Source organism: Microbispora sp. CA-135349 (assembly GCF_050947365.1).
In the GTDB taxonomy this organism is placed as follows: domain Bacteria; phylum Actinomycetota; class Actinomycetes; order Streptosporangiales; family Streptosporangiaceae; genus Microbispora.
Genome location: NZ_CP192001.1, coordinates 5,842,222 through 5,867,088, shown reverse-complemented (window position 1 = coordinate 5,867,088; position 24,867 = coordinate 5,842,222). Strand labels below are relative to the sequence as shown.

The following is a 24,867-nucleotide window of genomic DNA, read 5'->3' as shown; positions in this document are numbered from 1 at the left end:
GGCGAGCGCAGTCCTGACCTCGATCAGAAGGAGTGCCGTTGCCGCCGTCATCGGACAGACCCGTCGTGGTGCTCGTCGACGCGTACACGTCGGCGAAATACCTGCCGCCGGAGTTCGGCGCCCTGGGCGCGGACCTGGTCCACGTCCAGAGCACGCCCGAGCTCATGCCGTCGATGCCCGCTCCCGACCTGAGCGTGTACCGCGCGACCATCGTGCACGAGGACGTCGAAGGCACCCTGGCGCGGCTGAGGCCGTACGCGCCGGTGTGCGTCGCCGCCGGGCAGGAGCCGGGCGTGCCACTGGCCGACGTCCTGTCGGAACGCCTGGGCCTGACGACGAACGGCACCGCGCTGTCGCAGGCCCGGCGCGACAAGTACCGGATGATCGAGGTGCTGCGCGAGGCCGGGCTGCACTGCGCCGACCAGTTCAAGGCCGGGGACGTCGAGGCGCTCGTCGCCTGGGCGGAGCGCGCCGCGGACTACCCGGTGGTGGTCAAGCCGCTCAGGTCGGCCGCCGGTGACGGCGTGTTCGTCTGCCGCGACGCGGAGGAGGTCCGCGACGCGGCCAAGGCCGTGCTGGCCTCCGAGACGATCTACTGCGAGGCCAACCGGGAGGCGCTGGTCCAGTCGTACCTGCGCGGCGTCGAGTACGTCGTCGACACGGTGTCGTACGCGGGGCGGCGCTACGTGTGCGGCGTGTGGGAGTACCAGAAGCGGCTGCTCCCGTCCGGCCGCAACATCTACGACCGCGAGCGGCTCCTGGCGGCCGACGAGCACCCGGCGCCGGAACTGATCGACTACGTGGACCGGGCGCTGGCCGCGCTGGGCGTCGACTTCGGTCCGGCGCACGCGGAGGTGATGTGGACGCCCGGCGGAGCGGCCCTGGTGGAGGTCGGCGCCCGCATCGGCGGGAACATGCATCCGGGATTCCACGACCGCTGCGCCGGCGCGAACCAGGCGACGGTCACGGCGCTCGCCTACCTCGACCCCGGCCGGTTCATGCGGGGGTACGCGGGGCGGCGGTACGCGAAGCGGCTGGAGGCGGTCTGCTGCACCACCTCCACGACGCTCTCGGGCGTCGTCGAGGCCGTCGACCACGCGGTGGCCGACGAGATCGCCGCCCTGGAGACCGTGTTCGGCCTCGACCTGAAGATCGCGCCGGGCGAACGCATCCGCCCGACCGTCGACCTCTATTCGAGCACGCTCCGGATCTTCATGTGCGGGCGCGACATGGACGCGGTGAACCGCGACTACGCGCGCATCGAGGAACTCAAGGACCGGGTGTACCGGATCCGCGACGACGAGTGCAGGTGAGACATGGGCACGGTGATAGCCGCTGTAGTCCCGAACGCGGCCGCGGGACCCGCCGACATCGCGCGGGCCGCGGCGGCCCGCGGGCACGAGCCGGTCTTCGTGGCCGTCGCCGGGGCGATGGACGAGCAGGCCAAGGCCGTCCACACGGCGTTCGGGCCGCTCGTCGAGTGCGACCCGGGCGATCCCGGCGACGCGATCGCGCGACTGCGGCGCCACCGGCCGTGCGGGGTCACGACGTTCAGCGAGGGCATGCTCCCTCTGACCACCGACCTCGCCGCCGGGCTGGGGCTGCCGTTCCACGATCACGACACGACGACGGTGCTCGTCAACAAGTGGGCGCAGCGGCGGCGGCTGGCCGGCACCGGGGTGGACGCCGTCGCGTCCGTGGTCGTGACCAGCCGCGACGAGGCCCTGGCGGTGCTCGGGAGCCGGCGGGACCCGGTGGTGGTCAAGCCGCTGCGCAGCCAGAGCAGCCAGGACACCTACCTCGTGGAGGACCCCACCGGCCTGCCCGCGGGGGTGGCGCCGAGCGCCGAGCGTCCCTTCGTGCTGGAGGAGTACCTGGAGGGCCGCGACCAGGGGGACTTCGGCGACTACGTGTCGGTGGAGTCGCTCTTCGCCGGCGGCCGGGCGTTCACGCTCGGGGTCACCGGCAAGTTCCCCCTGCTCGACCCGTTCCGCGAGCAGGGCCAGTTCCTGCCCACGCACCTGCCCCCGGCCGCGCGCGACGAGGTCGTACGCCTGGCGTCGCGGGCCGCGGAGGCGCTCGGCGTCCGGCAGGGCCTGGTGCACACGGAGATCAAGCTCACGCCGCGGGGGCCAAGGATCATCGAGGTCAACGGCAGGCTCGGCGGCTTCCACAGCGAGTTGTACCGCCGGGGGGCCGGGTTGGACCTGCTGGAGCTGGGGATCGCCGTGGCCTGCGGCGAACCGGTGGACCCGGTTCCCGCGAACCCCGCGGGGTCGGTCGAGTTCCACTGCTGGAACAGCCCGCCGGCCGGGGGCGGGGTGCTGCGCGGGGCCGACGGCGCGGACGCGGTCCGGCGGGAGCCGGGAGTGATCGACTACGTCCAGCGGGTGCCCCTCGGCAGGGAGCTGCCGCCGAGCGTCATGACCTTCCAGCTGGACTTCCTGCGCGGCAGCGCGCCCGATCACGACACGATGGTCAAGACCGTGGACCAGTGCCTGGCGCATCTGCGCTTCACCTTCGAGGAGCCGGACGGCGCCGTGCGGACGTGGCGCGCCTCCCGGGGCGGGCTGTGCGCGCTCGGCTAGCCGCTCTCGCCCGGTCGGGCCCCCCGCGGCGGGCCCGTACGCTGCTGGCCGCGACCCTGGTGCTGTCGGTGGGCAAGGGGACGTTCCTCGCCACCGTGATGGTGTACTTGCTCCAGGTGGCCGGGCTGAGCCCGCTGGCCGCGACCACGGGGCTGACCATGTGGGGCACGGCGTCCGCGGCCGTCGCGGTCCCCGCCGGGATGCTCATCGACCGCGGCCGTGGCCGGGAGCTCGGCGCGATCACCGCGGTCTGCACGGCGGTCCTGGTGCCGATCGCGGCGCAGACGCGCTCGCCGTGGATCCTCATGATCGTCCTGTTGGCCGCCGGGGGGTTCGACAGCGCCGGGAACGTGGTCAGGCGGGCGATGCTCGCGGGCGTGGGCGACGACGCGGTCACGACGCTCGCCTGGGGGCGCACGGTGTCGAACGTCGGGTTCGCACTGGGCGGGCTGCTGTCCGTGTGGCTGCTGTCGGACAACTCGGCGGCCGGATACGCGCTCGCCTATCTGCTCATCGGCGGCGTCTACGTCCTGATGGCCGTGTGCTTCGCCACGACACCGCTGGGGCCCCGGAGCCGTACGCGGGCCACGGCTCGGGCGGACGAGGCGACGGCGGACGACGCCCGGGCGGACGCCGCGACGGCGGGGGCGGTGCGACGGCGGCCGCGCGACCTGCGCACCGGGGCCGCGCTCGCCGTGGCGACGACCATCCTCACGGTCCACGCGACGCTGCTCACCACCGCGCTGCCGTTGTGGATCACAAGGCACACGTCGGTGCAGGTGTCCGTGCTGGGGTGGCTGGTCATGCTCAACGCGGTGATCACCATCGCGGGTCAGATCCCGGTGAGCAGGCTCGCCGCGACGACGGAGCGCGCGCTGCGGTGTTTCAGGGGCTCGGCCGTGTGGACCGCGGCGTGCTGCGTGCTGCTCGGCCTGGTGAGCTTCGCGCCGCCGGCGCTCCAGACGGTCGTGCTCGTCGCCGCGACGATCGCGCTCACCGCGGGAGAGATGTTCGAGGCGGCGGGCGAGTGGGGCCTGTCCGCGACGCTCGCCGGCGACGGCGAGCACGGCTTCTACCAGAGCGCCTGCGTCCTGGGCGAGGCCACCCAGAGCGCCGCCGGACCGTTGCTCGTCGGCGGCATGGTGACCGCGATGCCCGTGCTGGGCTGGCCCGCACTGATCGGAATCATCGGCGTGGGCCGGCTCATCGCGGGCTACATCTCCCCGTCTGCCCGGATCCGTGACACGCGGTTCGCGGCCACCCCCCGGGCTGACTGACACCGACCGAGTCAGGAGCAGGTCATGAAGGGATCGCCCAGCGTCAACAATCCGCGGCTCCGCGCCTTTGCGAACTGGGTCTTTCTGCGCAAAGGCGGACCGCACCGGCCGAGGCTTCTCTCGCCGCACGTGGTGTTCCCCGCGGCCAGGAAGCTGGAGGAGCAGTTCGCGACCATCCAGGCCGAGGTGGACGCCCTCGTCGCCCGCCGGACCATTCCGAGGTACGGCAACTTCGACCCGGTGCGGGCGGCCCAGGTCTCCGAGGACTGGCGCCTCTACTACGCCTACATGTTCGGGCAGCCGAACGAGCTGGCCAGGGAGGACCTGCCCGCTCTGCTCGCCTTCGCGGAGTCGACCCCGAACGTCGTCAACGCGATGGTCTCCATCCTGGAGCCGGGCGTCCCGCTGCCGTCGCACAGGGATCCGTACGCCGGCATCATGCGCTATCACCTCGGCGTGCGGGTCCCGAAGAGCAACCCGCCCCGCATCAGGCTCGACCGCGACTACTACACCTGGAAGGAGGGCGAGGGCGTCGTCCTGGACGTCTCCTTCGAACACGAGGTCATCAACGAGAGCGACGAGTCGCGCATCGTCGTGATCGTCGACTTCCGGCGGCCCCTGGGCCCGTTCGCCGACCTTCTCAACCGCGCGCTCCTGCGGCAGAAGCGCAAGTGGGCCCCGCAGTTCGTCGAGGCGTCCCGCTACGACGTCATGCACGACGCCTAGCCCGGAAGATCACCGTCGCGAGGCGTGAACCGGCCCGGGGCGTGCGGCACGCCCCGGGCCGGCTCAGTGATCGCCTAGCGCTTCACGCGCACCCAGTCGCTCCGGCTGGTGGAGCGACCGGCCTCGCCGTTCCCGGCGAAGACGACCCTCCAGTAGCCGGACGCCGACGCCTTGGTCTTGCCCCAGAACTTGCCGGTGCTGTTCGTCCGCAGCGTCTTGACGTAGTGCCAGGAGCCGCCGGCCTTCTTGAACCACACGCTCACCTTCTGGTGGCCGTAGCCCTCCCAGCCGTCGTCCCAGGCCTGGAGCGCGCCCCGGAAGGTGAGGTACCGGTGATACCTGACCGGCTCCGGCGCGGCGTTGAACTGGACGACCCGGGTGTCGGCCTTGGGCGTGGGCGGAGGCGTCGGCCGGGGCACGCGGACCGTCACGTAGTCGGTCGCGCTCGCCGAGTAGCCCGCCCCGCCGGCGCCCTCGAACTCGGCCCGCCACCAGCCGGAGGTCCTGGCCGTGACGTCCGCGGAGAAGCGGCCGTAGGAGTCGGTCCAGTCGGAGGTGACGTACTGCCAGCGGTAACCGCCGGCCGGCTTGAACGAGATCTTCACCTGCCGGCCCGGGTAGCCGCTCCAGCCGGCGAAGCCGGAGATCTCCAGTCGGCCGCGAAGGCGAAGCGCGTCACCGGCGTCGACGGGCTCGGGGGAGGCGTCGAATCCGGTGATCCGGGTGCGGCTGGCCTGGGCCCTGACGTCGACCCGGTCGCTGTCGCTCGTCGCGGGCTCGGCGACGGAGGAGCCCTCGAACTCGGCGCGCCACCAGCCGCTCCCGGGCGCCGGCACGTTGATCGAGAACCGGCCGTGCCGGTCCGTCGTCACCAAGCCGACCCGGGTGTAGGAGCCGCCGACGGGCTTGAAGGCGAGGTGGACGTTCTGCCCGTCGTACGCCTGCCGCCCGGCGCCGTCCCGGTAGGTCAGCGCGCCGGTCAGCCTGATGCGGTCGCCCCGGTCGACGACGTCCGGCGCCGCGTCGAAGTCGAGGTCGGTGGTCCAGTGGACCTGGAACTCCTTGCTCGCCGTGCCGCCGCCGGCCCGCACCTCCAGCTTCCAGGCGCCCGGCTCGTCCCTGAAGGTGAAGCCGTACCTGGCCGTGTAGGCGCCGGAGCCCGAGGGGCCGGGATCGAGCATCACGGTGCGGCCGTCGCGGTCGACCAGCCTCGCCGCGCCCTCCTCGGACGCCTTGTAGGTGAAGGTCGCCGTCGTGCCCGCGCCGGTGCCGACGACCACAGGGCTGGGGGAGACGGTCAGGTCGCCGGGACCTGCTGCCGTCGCCGCGCCGGCGGTGGCCGGGAGCGCGACGAGGGCCGCCCCTCCCAGAGCCACTGCCGCGATCGCGGCTTGAATGCGTTTCAACATCCGGTGAACCATCCTTCCCGGTGGTTGAACGCGGCCTGAGGGTGCCACGTCATTCACTACGAGTAGACGGGCGAATGCCGGCGAAGGTTGAGCGCTATGACTTATCGTCATCGATTCGTGTCAAAACGCATGATCCATATTCCACTGGCGTACGGAGTTGTCGCTGTGCGGGACGGAGCGTGCATCGTGCGACATAATCGGCCGTGTGGTGCGGGACGCTTTGGAGACGCATTTCGCCGAGGCCGTCGGGGCCCTGACCCCCGGACCCTCCCGGGATCCGGACCTGCCGGTGCGGCCGGGCACGGGCCTGACGGGCACGCGGTGCCGTGAACTGTTCGCCGTGCAGCTCGGCAGCCGGCTCCTCGACGTCGCCGCACGCCTCATGCGTGAGCGCGACGAGGGCTTCTACACGATCGGGTCGTCGGGGCACGAGGGCAACGCCGCCGTCGCCGCCGCGCTCCGTGTGGACGACCCCGCGCTTCTGCACTACCGCTCCGGCGCCTTCTATCTGACCCGCTCGGCCCAGGCCGGCCGGCTGGCCGAGGAAGGGCTGCGCGACGTCCTGCTGGGAATCTCGGCGTCGGCCGAGGAACCGATCGCGGGCGGCCGGCACAAGGTGTTCGGCCACCCGAGCCTCGCCGTCATCCCGCAGACCTCAACGATCGCCAGCCACCTGCCGCGCGCCGTCGGCGTCGGCTTCGCGATCGAGCGGGCGCGCACGCTCGGCCTGCCCTCGCCCTGGCCGGCGGACGCCATCGCCGTCTGCAGCTTCGGGGACGCGTCGGCGAACCACGCCTCCGCGCTGACCGGCCTGAACACCGCCGCGTACGGCCGCTTCCGCGGCCTGCAGATCCCGGTGCTTTTCGTGTGTGAGGACAACGGCCTCGGGATCAGCGTGAAGACGCCGCCGGAGTGGATCGAGAGGGCCAGGCACCCCCTGCTGGAGTACGTCCAGGCCGACGGCTGCGATCTGGCCGAGACCTACGACGCGGCGCTGCGTGCCGTGGAGCACGTGCGGCTCAACCGCGCCCCGGCGTTCCTGCACCTGCGCACCGTGCGCCTGCTGGGGCACGCCGGCTCCGACGTGGAGATCGGCTACCGCACCCGCCGGGAGATCGCCGCCGACCTGGATCGCGACCCCCTGGTCCTTACGGCGAGGCTGCTCGTGGAGGCGGGCCTGGCCGAGCCCGACGAGCTGCTGGCGCGCTACGAGGCCGAGCGGGACCACGTCCTGAAGCTCGCGATGGAGTGCGCGCGGCGGCCCCGGCTCGTCACGGCGGCGGAGGTGACGGCGCCGCTGGCGCCGCGCCGTCCGGAGGCGGTGGCCGCCGAGGCCGTGCGGTCCGCGCCCGCCGAGGTGCGCGAGCGGGCGTTCGCCACGCTGCCGGAGCAGGAGGGCAGGCTGACCGTCGCCCAGGCGGTCAATCGCACGCTGGCCGACGCGATGGCGCTGGACCCCGGGGTCCTGGTGTTCGGCGAGGACGTGGCCCGCAAGGGCGGGGTGTACGGCGTGACCCGCGGGCTGCTGCGCAGGTTCGGGGCCGAGCGGGTCTTCGACATGCTGCTGGACGAGCAGGCGATCCTCGGCCTGGCGCTCGGGAGCGGGGTGTCGGGGCTGCTGCCGGTGCCGGAGATCCAGTATCTCGCCTACCTGCACAACGCCCTCGACCAGATTCGCGGCGAGGCGTCGACCATGCAGTTCTTCTCGCAGGGTGCGTATCGCAATCCTCTGGTCGTACGAGTCGCCTCATATGCCTATCAAAAGGGCTTTGGGGGGCATTTCCATAATGACAACTCAATTGCCGCATTGCGCGATATTCCCGGCGTGATCGTCGCCTCTCCGGCGCGGCCCGACGACGCGGCGGCGATGCTGCGCACCTGCCTGGCCGCCGCCCGCGCGGACGGCAGTGTCTGCGTGTTCCTCGAACCCATCGCGCTGTACCACACGCGCGACCTCTTCGAGGAGGGCGACGACGGCTGGCTCGCGCCGTACGCGCCGCCGGCGCGCTGGGCCGAGACGCACGTCCCGGTCGGCCGCGCCCGCTCCTACGGCGACGGCCGTGACCTCACCATCGTCACCTATGGCAACGGCCTGCGCATGAGCCTGCGGGCGGCGGTGCGGCTCACGGCGGACGACATGGGCTGCCGGGTGCTCGACCTGCGGTGGCTTTCGCCGCTGCCGGTCGACGACCTCATGCGCGCGGCCGAACTGACCGGCCGGGTGCTGATCGCCGACGAGACCCGCCGCAGCGGCGGCGTCTCCGAGAGTGTGATCGCGGCGCTCGTCGACAACGGCTTCCGCGGCCCGATCGCCCGGGTGACCTCGCAGGACAGCTTCGTGCCGCTCGGCCCGGCCGCCGACACCGTCCTGCTGTCGGAGTCCGACATCGAACGCGCCGCCCGCGAACTGCTCGCCTGACCGGCCGGACGGTCGAAGCCGCGATGCGGCGTACGGCCCGGACCTACGCCGGAAGCAGGGTGAATGCGGGCGTGTGGATGGGACGGACCACCGAGAAGTCCCGTACGTCGACGGTCATCACCTCCGCGATCCGCGTCCGCTCCGCCACGGCCACCACCGAGGCGTCGGCGGCGCCCAGGGGAAGATCGTGGTATCGCTCGACGAGGACCGCGATTCTCGCGAGGTCGGACTCGGTCAGATCGACGAGGCGGAACCAGCCGGACTCGAGGAGCCGGACGAACGCCGCCTCGGCCTTCGGCCCGCCCAGTCTGCCGAGCATGTAGCAGCTCTCGGCGGCGACGAAGCTGGGAACCAGCAGCGGACGGTTCGCCTCTTTAAGCCGCACGAACTCCTGTACGCAACGCTCGTGGTTCTTGTCGTCCAGAAAGGTGGCGGCCACGATCGGACCGGTGTCGACAACGATCACGCTTCGTGACCGTAGCCCTCCGCAAGGATTTCTTCCACCTGTTCGGAAGCGTCGCTCCGATTGGCGCGGAACGCACCGAAAAGCGTAGGAAGACCGTCAGTGCCGAGCTCCGGCTCCTCCTTACGGGAATGGACCAACTGGAGGAGCCGCGCACGCTCCTCACGCACCTGGTCTGGCCGGAGCTGGTCGACCAGCCGATGAAGATCCTCATACTCTTCCCGCGGCGCCGTCATGCCTTCGAGTCTATGACGCGAGCCCGGCGGCGGGGGGGTTCAGAGCCGCGCCAACGCGGCGCGGGCCATGGTGCGCAGCAGGTCGGCCATGGCCTCGGGGGCGAGCTCGCCTGCGCTGCGCGGGGTGGAGTTGAGCAGGCCGAAGACCGCGTGGGTGGCGGCGCGCAGCCGCGCGGGCGGGCACGCGGGGTGCAGTTCGGACAGCACCGTCACCCACTCCTCGACGTACAGCCGCTGCAGCCGCCTGATGGCCCGGCGGGCCTGGTCCGGCACGTTGTCCAGCTCGCGCTCGTGCACGCGGATGAGCGCGGGGTGATTCAGCGCGAACTCGATGTGCCCGGACAGCAGCGCATCGAGCGCGGCCTCCGCCGTGTCCGGGGCGGAGGTGGTGGCCAGCCGCGCCCCCTGCTCGCGCAGCCGCTCACTGATGTCGAGCAGCATCTCGGTGAGCAGGGCCTCCTTGCCGCTGAAGTGCCGATACAGCGCCGGTCCCGAGACGCCCACGGCCGCGCCGATGTCCTCGATGGACACGCCGTGGAAGCCGCGCGCCGCGAAGAGGTCCGCGGCCGCGTCGAGGATCTCGGCCCGCCGATTGCGGGTAGGGGACTTCGCGGTCCTCTCGGTCTTCACGGCACCATGGTAGACGGAGTCTGTTAGCGATGATTAACATCCGAGCATGAGCACGAGTGACTGGCCGGTGCTGGAGAGCCGGTGCGACCCGGGCGGCGAGCCGTACAAGCGCAACGCGGAAGCCAACGAGCATCTCTCCGCTGACCTGAGGGAACGGCTCGCGGTGGCGGCGCGCGGCGGCCCCGAGCGGGCCCGGGCCAGGCACGTCCAGCGCGGCAAGCTGCTGCCGAGGGACCGTGTCGACACGCTCCTCGACCCCGGCGGGCGCTTCCTGGAGCTGTCCCCGCTCGCGGCCACCGGCATGTACGACGACCAGGCCCCCGCCGCCGGGATCATCACCGGTGTGGGACGGGTCGCCGGGCGCGAGGTCGTGATCGTGGCCAACGACGCCACCGTCAAGGGCGGCACCTACTACCCGATCACGGTCAAGAAGCACCTGCGCGCTCAGGAGGTCGCCCTCCACAACACCCTGCCGTGCGTGTACCTGGTCGACTCGGGCGGCGCCTTCCTGCCGAAGCAGGACGAGGTCTTCCCCGACCGGGAGCACTTCGGCCGCATCTTCTACAACCAGGCCACGATGTCGGCGCGGGGCATCCCGCAGATCGCGGCCGTGCTCGGCTCCTGCACCGCGGGCGGCGCGTACGTCCCGGCGATGAGCGACGAGGCGGTGATCGTGCGCAACCAGGGCACGATCTTCCTGGGCGGGCCGCCGCTGGTGAAGGCGGCGACCGGCGAGAGCGTCACCGCCGAGGAGCTGGGCGGCGGCGACGTCCACGCCCGCGTCAGCGGCGTCACCGACCACCTCGCCGAGGACGACGCGCACGCCCTGAAGATCGTGCGGGACATCGTGTCGACGCTCGCCCCGAGGAGCCCCCGCCCCTGGGACGTCGCGCCGGCCGAGCCGCCGCTGTGGGACCCGCGTGACCTGTACGGCATCGTCCCCCAGGACACCCGCCAGCCGTACGACGTGCGCGAGGTGATCGCCCGGGTGGTCGACGGCAGCCGGTTCCTCGAGTTCAAGGCGGAATACGGCCCGACCCTGGTCACCGGCTTCGCCCGGATCCACGGGCACCCCGTGGGGATCGTGGCCAACAACGGCATCCTGTTCGGCGAGTCGGCGCTCAAGGGCGCCCACTTCGTCGAACTGTGCGACCGGCGGTCGATCCCGCTGGTGTTCCTGCAGAACATCAGCGGCTTCATGGTCGGCAAGGCGTACGAGGCCGGGGGCATCGCCAAGCACGGCGCGAAGATGGTGACGGCGGTCGCCTGCGCCCGGGTGCCGAAGTTCACGGTGATCATCGGCGGCTCGTTCGGCGCGGGCAACTACGCGATGGCCGGCCGCGCCTACTCCCCGCGTTTCCTGTGGATGTGGCCGAACGCCCGCATCTCCGTCATGGGCGGCGAACAGGCGGCCACCGTGCTCACCATGGTCGGCGACGCCGACGCCGAGGAGATCCGGGCCCAGTACGAGCACCAGGGCAATCCCTACTATTCGACCGCACGCCTGTGGGACGACGGGGTGATCGACCCGGTGGACACCAGGACCGTCCTCGGCCTGGCGCTCGGCGCCGCCGCCAACGCCCCCCTCGAACCCGTCGGCTACGGCGTCTTCCGGATGTGAGGTCGGCCTTGTGATGTTCTCCAGCGTCCTGATCGCCAACCGGGGCGAGATCGCCGTCCGGATCATCCGCACGCTGCGCGCGATGGGGATCCGCGCGGTCGCCGTGCACAGCGACGCCGACCGCGACGCCCGTCACGTGCGCGAGGCCGACCTCGCCGTACGGCTTCCGCGCGGCTACCTCGACGTCGACGGCGTCATCGAGGCCGCCCGCGTGAGCGGCGCCGAGGCCGTTCACCCCGGGTACGGTTTCCTCTCCGAGAACGCCGCGTTCGCCCGGCGCTGCGCGGCCGAGGGCCTGGTGTTCGTCGGCCCGCCGGCCGCGGCCATCGAGGCCATGGGCGACAAGATCCGGGCCAAGGAGACGGTCGCCCGCGCGGGCGTGCCGGTCGTGCCCGGCGGCGCGGAGCCGCACGACGACCTGGCCGAGGCCGCCGAGCGCATCGGCTTCCCCGTGTTGATCAAGCCGTCCGCAGGCGGGGGCGGCAAGGGCATGCTGCGGGTCGAGTCCGCCGACGGCCTGGCCGCGGCCGTCGAGTCGGCCCGCCGTACGGCGACGGCGGCCTTCGGGGACGGCACCCTGCTGATCGAGCGGTTCGTCGACCGGCCCCGGCACATCGAGATCCAGGTCATGGCCGACGGCCACGGCGACGTCGTCCACCTCGCTGAGCGCGAGTGCAGCCTCCAGCGGCGCCACCAGAAGATCGTCGAGGAGGCGCCCTCGCCGCTGCTCGACGACGAGACGCGGGCCCGCATGGGCGCGGCGGCGGTGGAGGCCGCCCGGTCGGTCGGGTACGTCGGCGCCGGCACGGTCGAGTTCATCGTCCCCGGCGACCGGCCGGGCGAGTTCTTCTTCATGGAGATGAACACCCGGCTCCAGGTCGAGCATCCGGTCACCGAGATGGTCACCGGGCTCGATCTGGTCGAGCTGCAGTTGCGGATCGCCGCGGGTGAGCCGCTGCCGTTCCGGCAGGACGAGGTGCGCCTTCGCGGCCACGCCGCCGAGGCGCGCGTCTACGCCGAGGACCCTGCCCGCGGCTTCCTGCCGACCGGCGGCCGGATCCTGGCCCTGCGCGAGCCCGCGGGCGAGGGCGTGCGGTTCGATTCCGGGCTGACCGGCGGGATGGTCGTGGGCAGCGACTACGACCCCATGCTGGCCAAGGCGGTGGCCTGGGCCCCCGACCGGGCGGGCGCGCTCGCGGCCCTCGATCGGGCGCTGGCCTCGACCGTGATCCTCGGGGTCACGACCAACATCGGGTTCCTGCGCGCGCTGCTGGCCGACCCGGACGTCGCGGCCGGCCGGCTCGACACCGGGCTGGTCGAGCGGCGGCTCGGCGACCTGGTGAGCGGCGAGGTGCCCGACGAGGTGCTGGCCGCCGCCGCGCTCGTCTTCCACTCCGGCTCCGGCCGCTCCGCCTCGGGCGATCCGTGGGACGTGGCGGACGGCTGGCGCGTCGGGGAGCCCGCCTGGACCGTGCACCGGCTCGGCGTGCCCGTACGCGTGCGGGGCGCGGCCGGCGACGCGGAAATCGAAGTTAACGATCGTTCACTCGGCCGGGCGCTGATGCAGTGGACCGGCACCGATGAGGCGGCGGTCACCCTCGGCGGCGTCACCCGCAAGTACGCGGTGGCCCGGAACCGCGACACGGTGTGGCTCGCCGAGGGCGGCCGCGCCTGGCCCGTCACCCGGCACGAGCCCGGAGATCCGGAGGATCGGCCGGGAGGGGCGCTCGCCGGCGACGGCGTCGTCCGCAGCCCGATGCCGGGGACGGTGCTCCTGGTGAAGGCGGCCGAGGGCGACCGGGTCAGCGCCGGGCAGCCGCTGGTCGTCGTGGAGGCGATGAAGATGGAACACACCCTGACGGCGCCGGCCGACGGCGTGCTCGCCGAGCTGCGGGCCCGGCCGGGGCAGACGGTGGAGCTGGACGCGGTCCTGGCGCGGGTGACGCCGTGCGAGTGACGATCTACGAGGTGGGCCCGCGCGACGGCCTGCAGAACGAGTCGGCCGTCGTGCCCGTCGAGGTCAAGCGCGAGTTCATCGGACGGCTGGCCGAGGCAGGGCTGACGACCATCGAGGCGACGAGTTTCGTCCACCCCAAGTGGGTGCCCCAGCTCGCGGACGCGAGCGAGCTGCTGGAGAGCCTGCCCCGGGTGCCCGGGGTCCGCTACCCGGTGCTCGTCCCGAACGAGCGGGGCCTCGACCGCGCGCTGCACTGTGCTCGCAACCACGGGGGTGTCACCGACATCGCGATCTTCGGCAGCGCCACCGACTCGTTCGCGCGGCGCAACCTGAACCGCACCGTCGAGTCGCAGTTCGAGATGTTCGCCCCGGTCGTCGAGCGGGCCCTGGCCCACGGCATGCGGGTCAGGGCGTACGTGTCGATGTGCTTCGCCGACCCCTGGGAGGGACCGGTCGCGCCCGAGCAGGTCGCCCGCGTCGGGCGCAGGCTGCTCGGCCTCGGGTGCTACGAGCTGTCGCTCGGCGACACGATCGGCGTCGGCACGCCCCGGCACGTCGAGGCGCTGCTCGACGCCTTCGCCGAGGCCGGCGTCGGGCCCGACCGGCTGGCCGTCCACTTCCACGACACCTACGGCCAGGCCCTCGCCAACACGCTCACCGCGATCAAGCGGGGGATCACGGTCGTGGACTCCTCCACCGGCGGCATCGGCGGCTGCCCGTACGCCAAGAGCGCCACCGGCAACCTCGCGACCGAGGACCTGGTCTGGATGCTCGACGGTCTCGGCGTCGAGACCGGGGTGGACGTCAGGTCGCTGGCCGCCACCAGCCTCTGGCTCGCCGGCATCCTCGGCCGGCCGAGCCCGTCCCGCGTCGTCCAGGCTCTCGCCAAGGAGATCTAGATGCTCAACGACGAGCACGTCGAACTGCGCAAGTCGGTCGAGGAGTTCGCCCGCGAGGTGGTGGCCCCCGTCATCGGGGACTACTACGAGCGGTGCGAGTTCCCGTACGACATCGTCCGCAAGATGGGGGCGATGGGGCTGTTCGGGCTGCCGATCCCGGAGGAGTACGGCGGCATGGGCGGCGACTACTTCGCGCTGTGCCTGGCGCTGGAGGAGCTGGCCAGGGTCGACTCCTCGGTGGCGATCACCCTGGAGGCGGCGGTCTCACTGGGCGAGATGCCCATCCTGCGGTTCGGCACGGACGCGCAGAAGCAGCGGTGGCTGCCGAGGATGGCGGCGGGGGAGACGCTCGGGGCGTTCGGCCTGACCGAGCCCGGTGGCGGGTCCGACGTGCCGGGCGGCATGCGCACCACGGCCGTCCTCGACGGCGGCGAATGGGTGATCAACGGCTCGAAGGCGTTCATCACCAACTCGGGCACCGACATCACCGGCGTCGTCGCGGCGGCGGCGATCACCGGCCACCGTGAGGACGGCAGGCCGGAGATCTCCACGATCCTCGTGCCGTCGGGGACGCCCGGCTTCACGGCGTCGCGGAAGTACTCCAAGGTCGGCTGGTCGGCCTCCGACACCCGGGAGCTGGCGTTCGCGGACTGCCGGGTGCCGGAGGAGAACCTGCTGGGCGAGCGCGGCCGGGGCTACGCGCAGTTCCTCCAGACGCTCGACGAGGGCCGGGTCGCCATCGCCGCGCTGTCGGTGGGCCTCGCCCAGGGCTGCGTGGACGAGTCGCTGCGGTACGTGCGGGAGCGCCGGGCCTTCGGCCAGGAGATCGGCCACTACCAGGCCATCCAGTTCAAGATCGCCGACATGGAAACCAGGGTGCACACGGCCCGGCTGGCCTACTATCACGCCGCCGAGCGCATGCTGGCCGGCCTGCCGTTCAAGAAGGAGGCCGCGATCGCCAAGCTCGTGTCGTCCGACGCCGCGATGGACAACGCCCGCGACGCCACGCAGATCTTCGGCGGCTACGGCTTCATGAACGAGTTTCCCGTCGGCCGCTTCTACCGGGACGCGAAGATCCTGGAGATCGGCGAGGGCACCAGCGAGGTGCAGCGCATGCTCATCGCCCGCGAACTCGGACTGCCCGCCTGAGGGTTCAGCGGACGGCGAGGTTCCGGACCTCGTATCGAGGCGTCGAGCACTGTGAGAACCTTGTGGTCCACCGGCCTGGAGCCGGGACGGGACGGCGGCGGATACCGCGTGAGCGCCACCTCGTCCCCGGATGGCGGCGGCCGCTGCCGACCATGACTCTCGGGTGCCTGCCGGCCCGGGTCAGCCCTGGCTGGGCTTGTCCCTCGCGGGTCGTGTCATCTGACGTCGACGTACTTGTATCCGGAAGTTGAGCCCTCGATCTTGCCGGTGCCGGAAACGGTGACGTACCAGTGGCCGTCGTACTTCGGCCTGACGACTTCGGCGTACCGTCCGCTGGACGTCGTCCTGGCGATGTCCACGAGCGTCCACCGGTGTGTCCCCTTCTTCCTGAAGAAGATTTCGACGACCTTGCCGGCCCACGGGATGTCTCCCCGGTAGACCGTGCCGGTCAGCATCATGAGTCTGCCCCTGGCGACTCTGGAGGGCGCGTGAAGTACGACTTTCGATGTCTGCTTCGCGGCCCTGGACACCGCGAAGCCGCGGGCGAAGGTGTAGCTGTTTCCGCCCCGCTGGACGATGATCGTCAGCCGCCACGCGCCGGTCGCCGAGGCGTCGTCGAAGCCGACCTCGTCACGGAGGTATCCGTCCTCCCCGACCGCCGTGCTGAGGCGGTGGACGTCACCGTGTCTCACGCTCTCCACCCGGGCGTCGGTCACGCTGCCGACTTGCTCGATCTTGGCGACGACGTTCGCCGGGACTTTCACGTGCCTTCGAAGCACCACGTTCTGAGGGTCGACCGTCATGGTGACGCTCGGTCCCTCCCCGATTTTCAACGCCCCCGTTTTGACATCGAGCGTGGATCCGCCCCGCATCAGCGTAATCCGATATGGCCACTCGCCCACGGGGTCGGTGGAAGAAATGGGGAATGTCCCCCTGACATTCGCCTGGCTCGGCAGCTCCGCTCCAGCAGGCAGGGGCTGGACCTGCCCCGTGGCGGGGATCGTCATCTCTCTCCACCCGGCGGTTTCGCTCTCCCCGGCCTTGCGGTACTCGATTTTCACGGCCGGGAGCGACTCCTCCGCGTAAGGATTCGACACCACCACCTCGAGCCCATGCGTTTCGGTACCCCAGGGCGGCACGTAGGTGTCATCGCCCGCGATGACGACCACCCTGGTAACGGCCCCCGCAGCGGCAGCCGCCGCATGCGGAATGACCGTGCCGAACAACGCGAGCCCCAACGCGAGGATTATCCGTCTCCCCGGGAAAGTTCTCGTCATCCCGCCTACTGTCCCTAAGTTTGATTGCGAGTCCCCGAGACACGAGAAAGTAGCGAGACGGGCGGGTGGGCCGGGCATGAGCTGAACGCGATACCGGCACGATTTGATCTCGTTTCAGGTCCGTGGTGCTCGTCGGCCACCCGACCGGGGCCCCAGGGCCAGGGTCGCTGAAGGCTCGATTGGCGGGGCCAGGTCGGTGGGGAGTTCGGGGTCGCGACGACCTCAGCGGGCGGGCGGTACGAACTCGGGCTGGTCGAGCACCCGCAGCCGACTGCCGTCGGGCTGACGTCGTATCGCCGTCCTCAGCGAGTCGATGGCCGCGGCTCACCGCGACCGCCGCACCGCGCTCGCCATCGAGGACTTTGAGACCCCCGCCCTGCTCGCCCTGGTGTGGCGCGGCGGGCAGGGGCCCGCCGTACGCGAGCTCGTGCGGCACGCCCGGCGGGCCTTTGCCGCCGCATCAGCGTGAGAACCGCGGGCGCCCCCCGGATTGGACGTATGTGCCCAGGTACTCCTAGAGTCCCTTTCATGACGTCTGGTGATCTCCAGCTCCGCAGGGCCGAGAAGACCGACGCGGACGAGATCTTCGCGCTCGCCCGCGAGTTCGCGGTGACGTTCCGGCCCGAGCGCGCGCCGTTCGACGCGGCGCTGCCGCAACTGCTGGAGAACGAGGACGCCTTCCTCATCGTCGCCACCGTCGACGGGACCGTGCGCGGCTACCTGCTGGGCTTCACCCACCTCACGCTGTTCGCCAACGGCAGGGTCGCGTGGGTGGAGGAGGCGATGATCGAAAGCGCCTACCGCCGCCACGGCATCGGGCGCAGGCTGCTCGAGGAGTTCGAGACGTGGGCGCGCTCACGGCAGGCCGGCTACGTCGCGCTGGCGACCCGGCGGGCCGCCGAGTTCTACGGCGCCCTCGGCTACGAGGTGTCGGCCACCTACTACCGCAAGATGCTCAGACCGAAGATGTGAGCGCGGTGGCCGCGCTCACGAGGCCCGGCCGCCGTACGTCGATCGCCCACCGGTCCTCCGGAGACTCGCACGCGTGAATCACGCTCGTCGTCGCGTGGACCGGGCAGTGGACGTGACCCGGCCCCGCCGGGGAATGCCGCGCGTCGCCGTACGCCACGCGCGGACGGTCAGACGGCCGAGGTGAGCTGGGCGTCCAGGCGGTACCCGTCCACGGTCACGTAGACCGAGTCGCCGGGCCGCGCGTTCAGCCGCATAAGGACCGGCTGGAGCGAGTCGAACACCGGCTGCCGGTCACGCCACACCAGGACGACCGCGTTGTCCCCGGGGCCGGTGACCGACAGCAGCGTCCCCGGTCGCATGCCGAGCTGTGCGGCGTACCCCTCGGGGACCGCCACCGGCTCGCCGCGCAGATGACCGCTGGTGACGTCGATCCGCTGCCACCGTCGCGGGTCGGAGGCCGGGCTGGACGTCGTGCGGGGGTTGGGCACCAGATGGGGCCGGGGCACGCCGCCCGCCAGGTTTCCGTTTCCGTTTCCGTGCCCGTTTCCGTTCAGGTTGCCGCCCAGGTTGCCGTTCGTCAGCGCGTTGAGCGCGGCGAGCGCGGTGGCGGCGTCGGGCCCGTTGTTGGCCTGCACGGGGACCGGGATCCCGCCGCGGCCGTGATGGTGCCCGTTGGCGCCCGGCGTACGGCGGGGCAGCGGTGTGGGCTTGGCGGCCTGCTCGGGCCCGTTGCGGGTGGGCAGGGGGCCGGGCTCGGACGGGGCGCTCGCCTTCGGCATCGAGTCCAGCCACGCCTTGGCGGAGTGGGCGCGGATGCCGAGCTGGCCGAGGAGCTCCACGACGTCGGCGTCCGCGGGCTTGTTCGCCAGCAGCTGCCGCGTCTTGTCTCGCAGCCCCGCCAGGTCGCCCACCACGAGCCAGCCGTCCTGAAGACGGCGGTCGGGCATCAGCGTGACCAGCACGCGCCACAGCGGCGTGCCGAGCGCCGGGACCTCGACGGGGTGGGAGGGGTCGGCGGCGATGAGCTGCTCCTGAGTGGCGGCGGCGCCCAGCCACTCGGTGAGCCCGAACAGGTGGCCGGTGAGCGGCGCGGAGTCGGGGGAGCGCAGCCACAGCAGCACCCGCTCCTCGGCCGTGCGCTGGGCCTGGGAGAGGAGTTCACGGTCAACGTTGAGGTTGTGGGCCAGCGTGCGCAGGCTCACCGGTTCGGCGGCGAACAGCCGCTCGGCCGCGACGGCCCTGGCGAGCGGGTCCCAGTCGCGGAACAGGCCTTCGATGACCACGACCATCGGGTGCGCGCTGAGGTCGGCCGGCTGCCGCTCCTGCGCCGCCTCGGCCGCCGGCTGGGCGGGCGAGGCCGCGGACTGCGGGAGCGGGGCCCCGGACTGCCGGGCGAAGGGCTGGGTGGCGGGCTTGACCGGCTCCGCGAGAGGCGCCGGGGCGGCGGGCGCCGGTGCGCCCTGCTGGGCCGGCGTCTGGGCGTCCTGTCCAGGCGCGGGCATGGGGGCGGCGGGCCGGGCGAGCGGCTGCGCCGGGGTCCCGGGGGCGGCCTGGGGGAAGGGCTGGGAGGGGGTCCCGGCCTGCGGGGCCGGCTGTGCCGGGGTCCCGGGGGCGGTCTGCGGGAACGGCTGGGAGACCGGTCCCGGGGGAATCCGGGGGAAGGGCTGGGAGGGGGTCCCGGCCGGCTGTGCCGGGGTCCCGGGGGCGGCCTGCGGGAACGGCCCGGAGGCGGGACCGGCAGGCACCTGCGGCTGTGCCTGGGGCTGCGGCTGTGGCTGTACGGGCGCCTGGGGCTGTGCCTGGGCGGTGGCCGGGCCCTTCGCGAGCGCCTGCGCGGGCTGCCCGGACGCCAGCTCGCTCTGCAGGCGTCCGAACACCTCCCTGAACACCGTGGTCAAAAGCACCTCGGGCGAGGCGGGAGCGGCCGGGGCCTGGAGGTCGCACGGGGTCAGGCGGCGCAGCCGGTACCACCCGCCGAGGTGGTTGACCACACTGCGGACCGGGTCGGGCCAGCCGGGCATGGCGGGATCCACGGTGTGCACCTGGAGCGCCGGAAGCAGGTCGGTGAGGGGCAGGTGGTCCCAGCGGCCGACGGCCAACCGGGCGAGCCGCTCGCAGAGCCAGTCAACACCGGTCGCCCGCATCGCGCGCCCGATCCCGACGGATGCCCACCAGCCGCCGGGCAGGCGCGGGTCGGCCAGCATCTCGGCCACCTGCTGAGGACGGCTCCAGCGCAGGGCCGGGACCAGGTCGCTCAGGCAGATCGTTGACTCGGCGTCCATCGGTATGACCGCACCCTCCCGAGAGTGACGCATGTTGCTAATGGTGCAGCTTACGCCGCAAACCAGCAATTGGTGTCAATAGGGTAAAGTTCCCAGGATCCGGCCGGCCGCCGACCTGGGCGACCGCCGCCGCCCCCGCCTCACAGCCCTTGCGCAGAGCTTCCTCGGGGGCGATCCCGGCCATCGTCGCGACCAGGAATCCTGCGGCGAACGCGTCTCCCGCGCCCGTCGAGTCGACCACCTCCGCCGGGCGCGCGGCCGCTCTGGCGACTATACGGCCCCCGCGGGCCAGCACGGCACCACCGGCTCCCCGCTTGACCACCGCCGTGCCGTAGTGGGCGCTGAGTGTGCGGGCCGCCGCCTCGGCATCCGGGGCGCCGGTGAGCAGCAGCGCCTCCTCCAGGTTGGGAATCACGACGCGCGCCGGGGCTGTCTCACGAAGGAACCTCTCGGGGCCGAACGCGCGCAGAGGCCCGCACGAGGCCGGGTCGACGCTGACGGGAATCCCTCGGCCGGCGGCCTCCCGCATCGCCAGCCGCACGAGCTCCAGGCCCGGCTCGGCGAACATCGTGTACGCCGACAGGTGCAGGTGCCCGACCCCGTCGAGGAGCTCGGGCGCCCAGTCGCCGACCCCGATGTGGCCGCTCGCCCCGCGGTTGGTGAGCATCGACCGCTCCCCGGTGGCGTCGACCATCGCGATGACGACGGCCGAGGGCCGGTCCGGGTCGATCCGCAGGTGCGGCTCGACCCCGGCCTTGGCCAGCTCGGCCGCGTGCCACTCGCCGGTGTCGTACCCGGCCCTCGCCAGCAGGCGGGTGCCGGCGCCGAGCCGGGCGGCCCAGGAGGCGGTGTTCGCCCCCGAGCCGCCCGGCCGCACCACGATGTCGGCGGGCGTGTCGGTGCCGGTGGCCGTGGGGCCGTCGTGCAGAGCGACGACGTCGGTGACCACGTCGCCGATCACCAGCAGAGCGCTCACCCGGCCGCCCACGCGGCCGCTATCTCCCCGGCCAGGCGCGTGTTGCCGCGTACGGCCGCGAGGTTGGCCTCCAAAGACGCGCCGCCCGTGCCCTCGACGAGATACTCCAGCAGGAACGGGGTGATGGCCTGCCCGGTCACCCCGCGCTCCTCGGCGGTGCGCAGGCCCTCGGCGAGGACCCGGTCGTGCAGGCCGGGATCGAGCTGGAGGTCGGCGGGGACCGGGTTGGCCACGATCAGCGCGGTCTCCAGCCCCGCCAGCGCGTCCTGGGCCCGCATGATGCCGGCGGCCTCCTGCGGCGTCTCGATGCGCCAGTCGACCGGCTCGCCCGAGCTGTGCAGGTAGAAGCCGGGGAACTCGTCGGTCCGGTAGCCCACGACGGTGACCTGCTTGGTCTCCAGCCGCTGGAGCGTCGCGGGCACGTCGAGGATCGACTTCACCCCGGCGCAGACGACCGTGATCCTGGTGCGACTGAGCGTGTCGATGTCGGCCGACTCGTCCTGCACCGAGGTCCAGCCGCGGTGGACGCCGCCGAGACCCCCGGTGGCGAACACCCGCACACCCGCCCGGGCGGCCAGGAACGAGGTGCCCGACACGGTGGTGGCGCCGCTCAGCCCGAGCGCGGCGGCCGGGGCGAGGTCGCGGAAGCCGAGCTTGCGCAGGCCCGGCTCGGTCGCGATCCGCTCCAGCCCGTCCTTGTCCAGGCCCACGCGGGGGATCCCGTCCAGCACCGCCACCGTCGCCGGCACGGCCCCCGCCTGCCGGACGATGTCCTCCAGTTCGAGGGCGACCTGAAGGTTGCGGGGCTGGGGAAGCCCGTGGGAGATGATGGTGGACTCCAGGGCGACGACCGGACGGCCGGTGGCCAGCGCCTCGGCGGCCTCATCGGAAACGCGCATGTCTCTCCTGTTTCACGCTCACCATCGGGGCCTCACATCCGCCTGGCCGTGCCGGAGGCGCGCGATGAACGCCTCCCTCGTCGCGCGTGGTCGCTTCGCTCCCATGCGCTCCCCAGCCCAGACCGGCGGCCCGCCCCTCCGGATCGCTCGTTTTACTTCTCGCGCCAGCGGAAGATTGTCCGCTTCGGCATATTCTGCCCGGGTATCGCGGGGGGTTTTGCGATAAGTTGCGGGCGTCCGCTCAGGCTCGCCCGATGTCGCCTCCTCCCGCTCCCTCCTCCGAGACCCTCCCATGCCCGCCGTCGCGACGCGCATCCGGCCCGCGTTCGACCGGGCGGCCAACCGCGCGGCACCGAGCTACGTACGACCCGGGAGAACGCTTCATGCCACGCTCGCACTACGACGTCGTCATCGCCGGCGCCGGGCACAACGGCCTCGTCGCCGCGGCGTACCTCGCCCGGGCCGGACGCGGCGTGCTGGTCCTGGAACGCCTCGGCCACGTGGGCGGCCTCGCGGTGTCGGCCCGCGCGTTCCCCGGCGTGGACGCGCGGCTGTCGCGCTACTCCTACCTGGTCAGCCTGCTGCCCACGAAGATCGTGAAGGATCTCGGGCTGCGCCTCGACCTGCGCCGCCGCCGCTTCGCCTCCTACACCCCGGCCGGCGACACCGGCCTGCTCGTGGACAACGAGGACGCCGCGCGCACGGCCGCATCCTTCGAGGCGGTGACCGGGGGACGGCACGACCTGGCGGCCTGGGAGCGGTTCTACGGGATGACGGCCCACGTGGCCCGGCGGGTCGCGCCGACGCTGCTCGAACCGCTGCGCGGCCGTACGGCCCTGCGGGAGGTCGTGGGGGACGACGAGGCGTGGCGCGACCTGTTCGAACGGCCCATCGGCGCGGTAGTGGACGAGCGGTTCGCCGACGACACGGTGCGCGGGGTCGTCCTCACCGACGCCCTGATCGGCACCTTCGCCGATCCGGCCACCGACCTGCTGGCCAACCGGTGCTTCCTCTATCACGTGATCGGCGACGGCACGGGCGACTGGAACGTGCCGGTCGGCGGCATGGGCGCGGTGACCGCCGAGCTCGCCGAGGTCGCACGGCGGAACGGGGCCGAGATCCGCACGGGTGCCGAGGTGCTGGCGATCGATCCGGACACGGGAGAGGTCACGTTCGACGACGGCGAACAGCACGCGGTGACCGCCGGCAAGGTGCTGGCCAACCTGCCGCCCGCCGTGCTCGCCCGGCTGCTCGGGGAGACGCCCGAGGCGCCGGAGGGCGCCCAGCTCAAGATCAACATGGTGCTGTCGCGGCTGCCCCGGCTGAGGGATCCCGCCGTCGACCCCGCCGAGGCGTTCAGCGGCACCTTCCACATCAACGAGAGCCGCGACCAGCTGGCGACGGCGTACGCACAGGCGGCCGCGGGGCAGGTGCCGGATCTGCCGCCCGCCGAGGTCTACTGCCACTCGCTCACCGACCCCTCGATCCTCGGCCCCCGGTTGCGGGAGGCGGGGGCGCACACGATGACGTTGTTCGGGCTGCACATGCCTGCGCGCCTGTTCGCCGACCCGGTGGCCAAGCGGGAGGCGCTGGCCCGCACGCTCGCCTCGATCGACGCGGTGCTCGCCGAGCCCATCGAGGGCTGCCTGCTGCGCGCGCCTTCCGGCGAGCCCTGCCTGGAGGTCAAGACCCCCCTCGACCTGGAGCGGGACGCGGGCCTGCCCGGCGGCCACATCTTCCACCACGACCTGTCCTGGCCGTACGGCGAGGAGGGCGACCACGGGCAGTGGGGCGTCGAGACGGCGCATTCGCGGGTGCTGCTGTGCGGCGCGGGCGCGAAGCGCGGCGGCGGCGTCAGTGGCATCCCCGGCCACAACGCCGCGATGGCGGTGTTAAGGCGGCTCTCATGACCCTCGGGTAGCTTGTGCCGGTGCGTGAGGAATCGGCGAAACTGCTGGTAGCGGACGACGAGCCGGCTCTCAGGGAGGCGTTGCGCAGCAGTCTGGAGTTCGAGGGTTACGGGGTGGAGACCGCCGCCGACGGGCTCACCGCGCTCGACCTCCTCGATCGGGCCGCGCAGAACGGCGGGCCGTACGACGCGATGCTCCTCGACGTCATGATGCCCCGGCTCGACGGGCTGACGGCCTGCCGCAGATTGCGCGCGTCCGGCAACCGGGTCCCGGTGCTCATGCTGACCGCGCGCGACGCCGTCGGCGACCGCGTCTCCGGCCTGGACGCCGGAGCGGACGACTACCTGGTCAAACCGTTCGAGCTCGACGAGCTGCTCGCCCGGGTGCGGGCGCTGCTGCGGCGCGGCGGACGGTACGCGCGGAACGAGAGCGACGGCGACGTCCTCGCCTTCGGCGACCCGAGCTTGATCGAGCCCTCGCACAGGAGCGTGCGCAGATCCGCGGGATCGGTGGGCCATTCCTGGAGCTCCGGGTAGGTGAGGTGGCCGACGCCGCCGACGTCGAACGTGCCGCCGCTCGTGTCGGCCGGATCGTCCGCCTGCCAGGGACCCGGCGTCGTCCCGACGGTCCTGCTCACCCCCGACGAGCGCCCGGTCCGGCTGCGAACGGTCCAGCTCCAGGGGGAACCCGCCGCCCGCCAGGCGTCGGCGTCGGCGCCGGTCTGGGGCCCGCCCGCGAAGTCACGACCATAGAAGGACTTGCCGTCGCCGGGTTCGCGTCCCGTCCACGCGAAGGTCTCGTCGCGCTCCTCCACGACGTACCCGCCGGTCCCGCCGAGCGCGAGCGCCGCGAAGGCGGTGCGCTGGTGGGTGTACCAGTAGCGGCCCTGCCGCTGCAGCTCCGCCTGGGAGGCGGCGGCCAGCATCATGCCGCGAGGCGACAGGGCGCCGGGGGCGGCCTGCACACCTGTCCGCGGTCGCGCGGGTTCGTCGGTGGCGAGGGTCATGCCCGCCGCCACGGCCGCGGCCGTGGCGGCGGCCACCAGGCCGAGCGGCACGCGCCACGTGCGGCGACGGCGCTGCCGAGCGGTGTCGTCCTGGCTAAGCATGCGGTCACGGGCGGCCGCCGCGGTTTGCTCGGAGGGCGGGGGCGGGTCGTCGTACACCGCGCGCACGAG

General features: G+C 72.5%; 21 protein-coding genes. 13 read left to right on the top strand and 8 right to left on the bottom strand.

Annotation, left to right across the window (positions count from 1 at the left end):
• The first annotated feature begins 38 nt into the window (after positions 1-38).
• The 4 genes from ACQPZZ_RS26980 to ACQPZZ_RS26965 are packed head-to-tail and all read left to right on the top strand — an operon-like array spanning position 39 to position 4,591.
• On the top strand, positions 39-1,313 hold the full coding sequence (locus ACQPZZ_RS26980; RefSeq protein WP_432923592.1) for an ATP-grasp domain-containing protein: 1,275 nt from the start codon (positions 39-41) through the stop codon (positions 1,311-1,313).
• Between the two features lie 3 nt (positions 1,314-1,316).
• A complete protein-coding gene (locus tag ACQPZZ_RS26975; RefSeq protein WP_432923590.1) occupies positions 1,317-2,588 on the top strand; it encodes an ATP-grasp domain-containing protein in 1,272 nt (423 codons plus the stop codon).
• Positions 2,573-3,865: an MFS transporter gene (locus ACQPZZ_RS26970; RefSeq protein ID WP_432923588.1), complete on the top strand. Its 1,293-nt coding sequence runs from the start codon at positions 2,573-2,575 to the stop codon at positions 3,863-3,865. Before ACQPZZ_RS26975 ends, ACQPZZ_RS26970 begins: the two co-directional genes overlap by 16 nt.
• A 24-nt stretch (positions 3,866-3,889) precedes the next feature.
• Positions 3,890-4,591 carry an aspartyl/asparaginyl beta-hydroxylase domain-containing protein gene (locus ACQPZZ_RS26965; RefSeq protein ID WP_432923586.1) on the top strand — a complete coding sequence of 234 codons (702 nt, stop codon included), beginning with the start codon at positions 3,890-3,892 and terminating at the stop codon, positions 4,589-4,591.
• A 74-nt stretch (positions 4,592-4,665) separates the two neighbouring features.
• On the opposite strand, the gene ACQPZZ_RS26960 is transcribed toward ACQPZZ_RS26965, so the two are convergent.
• A complete protein-coding gene (locus ACQPZZ_RS26960; protein ID WP_432923584.1) occupies positions 4,666-6,000 on the bottom strand; it encodes a hypothetical protein in 1,335 nt (444 codons plus the stop codon).
• Between the two features lie 205 nt (positions 6,001-6,205).
• Here ACQPZZ_RS26960 and ACQPZZ_RS26955 point away from each other — a divergent pair, with 205 nt between their 5' ends.
• On the top strand, positions 6,206-8,419 hold the full coding sequence (locus tag ACQPZZ_RS26955; protein WP_432923582.1) for a thiamine pyrophosphate-dependent enzyme: 2,214 nt from the start codon (positions 6,206-6,208) through the stop codon (positions 8,417-8,419).
• Between the two features lie 43 nt (positions 8,420-8,462).
• Here ACQPZZ_RS26955 and ACQPZZ_RS26950 read toward each other — a convergent pair whose 3' ends face one another.
• Genes ACQPZZ_RS26950 through ACQPZZ_RS26940 form a run of 3 tightly spaced genes read right to left on the bottom strand, consistent with a single transcriptional unit; the run spans position 8,463 to position 9,748 of the window.
• Positions 8,463-8,885 (bottom strand): type II toxin-antitoxin system VapC family toxin, encoded by a 423-nt coding sequence (locus ACQPZZ_RS26950; protein WP_432923580.1) that lies wholly within the window; start codon positions 8,883-8,885, stop codon positions 8,463-8,465.
• Positions 8,882-9,118 (bottom strand): hypothetical protein, encoded by a 237-nt coding sequence (locus ACQPZZ_RS26945; protein WP_432923578.1) that lies wholly within the window; start codon positions 9,116-9,118, stop codon positions 8,882-8,884. The genes ACQPZZ_RS26950 and ACQPZZ_RS26945 overlap by 4 nt, the downstream gene beginning before the upstream one ends.
• Positions 9,119-9,157: 39 nt before the next feature.
• Entirely contained in the window at positions 9,158-9,748 is a 591-nt protein-coding gene (locus ACQPZZ_RS26940) for an SACE_7040 family transcriptional regulator (protein ID WP_432923576.1), read from the bottom strand.
• A gap of 46 nt (positions 9,749-9,794) precedes the next feature.
• Between ACQPZZ_RS26940 and ACQPZZ_RS26935 the strand changes: the two genes are divergently transcribed.
• From ACQPZZ_RS26935 to ACQPZZ_RS26920, 4 genes are read left to right on the top strand one after another with little or no spacing between them, the layout of a single operon-like run.
• On the top strand, positions 9,795-11,369 hold the full coding sequence (locus ACQPZZ_RS26935; protein WP_432923574.1) for a carboxyl transferase domain-containing protein: 1,575 nt from the start codon (positions 9,795-9,797) through the stop codon (positions 11,367-11,369).
• A gap of 13 nt (positions 11,370-11,382) precedes the next feature.
• A complete protein-coding gene (locus ACQPZZ_RS26930) occupies positions 11,383-13,326 on the top strand; it encodes a biotin carboxylase N-terminal domain-containing protein (RefSeq protein ID WP_432923572.1) in 1,944 nt (647 codons plus the stop codon).
• Positions 13,317-14,225, top strand: coding sequence for a hydroxymethylglutaryl-CoA lyase (locus ACQPZZ_RS26925; RefSeq protein WP_432923570.1), 909 nt, complete (start codon positions 13,317-13,319; stop codon positions 14,223-14,225). Before ACQPZZ_RS26930 ends, ACQPZZ_RS26925 begins: the two co-directional genes overlap by 10 nt.
• Positions 14,226-15,374 (top strand): acyl-CoA dehydrogenase family protein, encoded by a 1,149-nt coding sequence (locus tag ACQPZZ_RS26920; RefSeq protein ID WP_432923568.1) that lies wholly within the window; start codon positions 14,226-14,228, stop codon positions 15,372-15,374. It abuts the gene before it with no gap.
• Between the two features lie 215 nt (positions 15,375-15,589).
• On the opposite strand, the gene ACQPZZ_RS26915 is transcribed toward ACQPZZ_RS26920, so the two are convergent.
• Entirely contained in the window at positions 15,590-16,651 is a 1,062-nt protein-coding gene (locus ACQPZZ_RS26915; RefSeq protein WP_432923566.1) for a hypothetical protein, read from the bottom strand.
• Between the two features lie 313 nt (positions 16,652-16,964).
• Between ACQPZZ_RS26915 and ACQPZZ_RS26910 the strand changes: the two genes are divergently transcribed.
• Both ACQPZZ_RS26910 and ACQPZZ_RS26905 read left to right on the top strand, forming a co-directional pair.
• Positions 16,965-17,120: a hypothetical protein gene (locus ACQPZZ_RS26910; RefSeq protein WP_432923564.1), complete on the top strand. Its 156-nt coding sequence runs from the start codon at positions 16,965-16,967 to the stop codon at positions 17,118-17,120.
• 59 nt (positions 17,121-17,179) lie between these two features.
• Positions 17,180-17,623, top strand: a complete 444-nt coding sequence (locus ACQPZZ_RS26905) for a GNAT family N-acetyltransferase (RefSeq protein ID WP_363638984.1) — start codon at positions 17,180-17,182, stop codon at positions 17,621-17,623.
• 167 nt (positions 17,624-17,790) lie between these two features.
• Here ACQPZZ_RS26905 and ACQPZZ_RS26900 read toward each other — a convergent pair whose 3' ends face one another.
• From ACQPZZ_RS26900 to ACQPZZ_RS26890, 3 genes are read right to left on the bottom strand one after another with little or no spacing between them, the layout of a single operon-like run.
• A complete protein-coding gene (locus tag ACQPZZ_RS26900) occupies positions 17,791-19,905 on the bottom strand; it encodes a hypothetical protein (RefSeq protein WP_432923562.1) in 2,115 nt (704 codons plus the stop codon).
• Positions 19,906-19,942: 37 nt separating this feature from the next.
• Complete coding sequence (locus tag ACQPZZ_RS26895; protein ID WP_432923560.1) at positions 19,943-20,881, bottom strand: carbohydrate kinase family protein; 939 nt, start codon at positions 20,879-20,881, stop codon at positions 19,943-19,945.
• Positions 20,878-21,780, bottom strand: a complete 903-nt coding sequence (locus ACQPZZ_RS26890) for a pseudouridine-5'-phosphate glycosidase (protein WP_432923558.1) — start codon at positions 21,778-21,780, stop codon at positions 20,878-20,880. Before ACQPZZ_RS26890 ends, ACQPZZ_RS26895 begins: the two co-directional genes overlap by 4 nt.
• Positions 21,781-22,163: 383 nt before the next feature.
• On the opposite strand from ACQPZZ_RS26890, the gene ACQPZZ_RS26885 reads away from it, so the two are divergent.
• Together ACQPZZ_RS26885 and ACQPZZ_RS26880 are read left to right on the top strand one after the other, a co-directional pair.
• Positions 22,164-23,690, top strand: a complete 1,527-nt coding sequence (locus tag ACQPZZ_RS26885; RefSeq protein ID WP_432923556.1) for a phytoene desaturase family protein — start codon at positions 22,164-22,166, stop codon at positions 23,688-23,690.
• A 20-nt stretch (positions 23,691-23,710) separates the two neighbouring features.
• Complete coding sequence (locus ACQPZZ_RS26880; RefSeq protein WP_432923554.1) at positions 23,711-24,226, top strand: response regulator transcription factor; 516 nt, start codon at positions 23,711-23,713, stop codon at positions 24,224-24,226.
• Positions 24,227-24,867 lie beyond the last annotated feature (641 nt).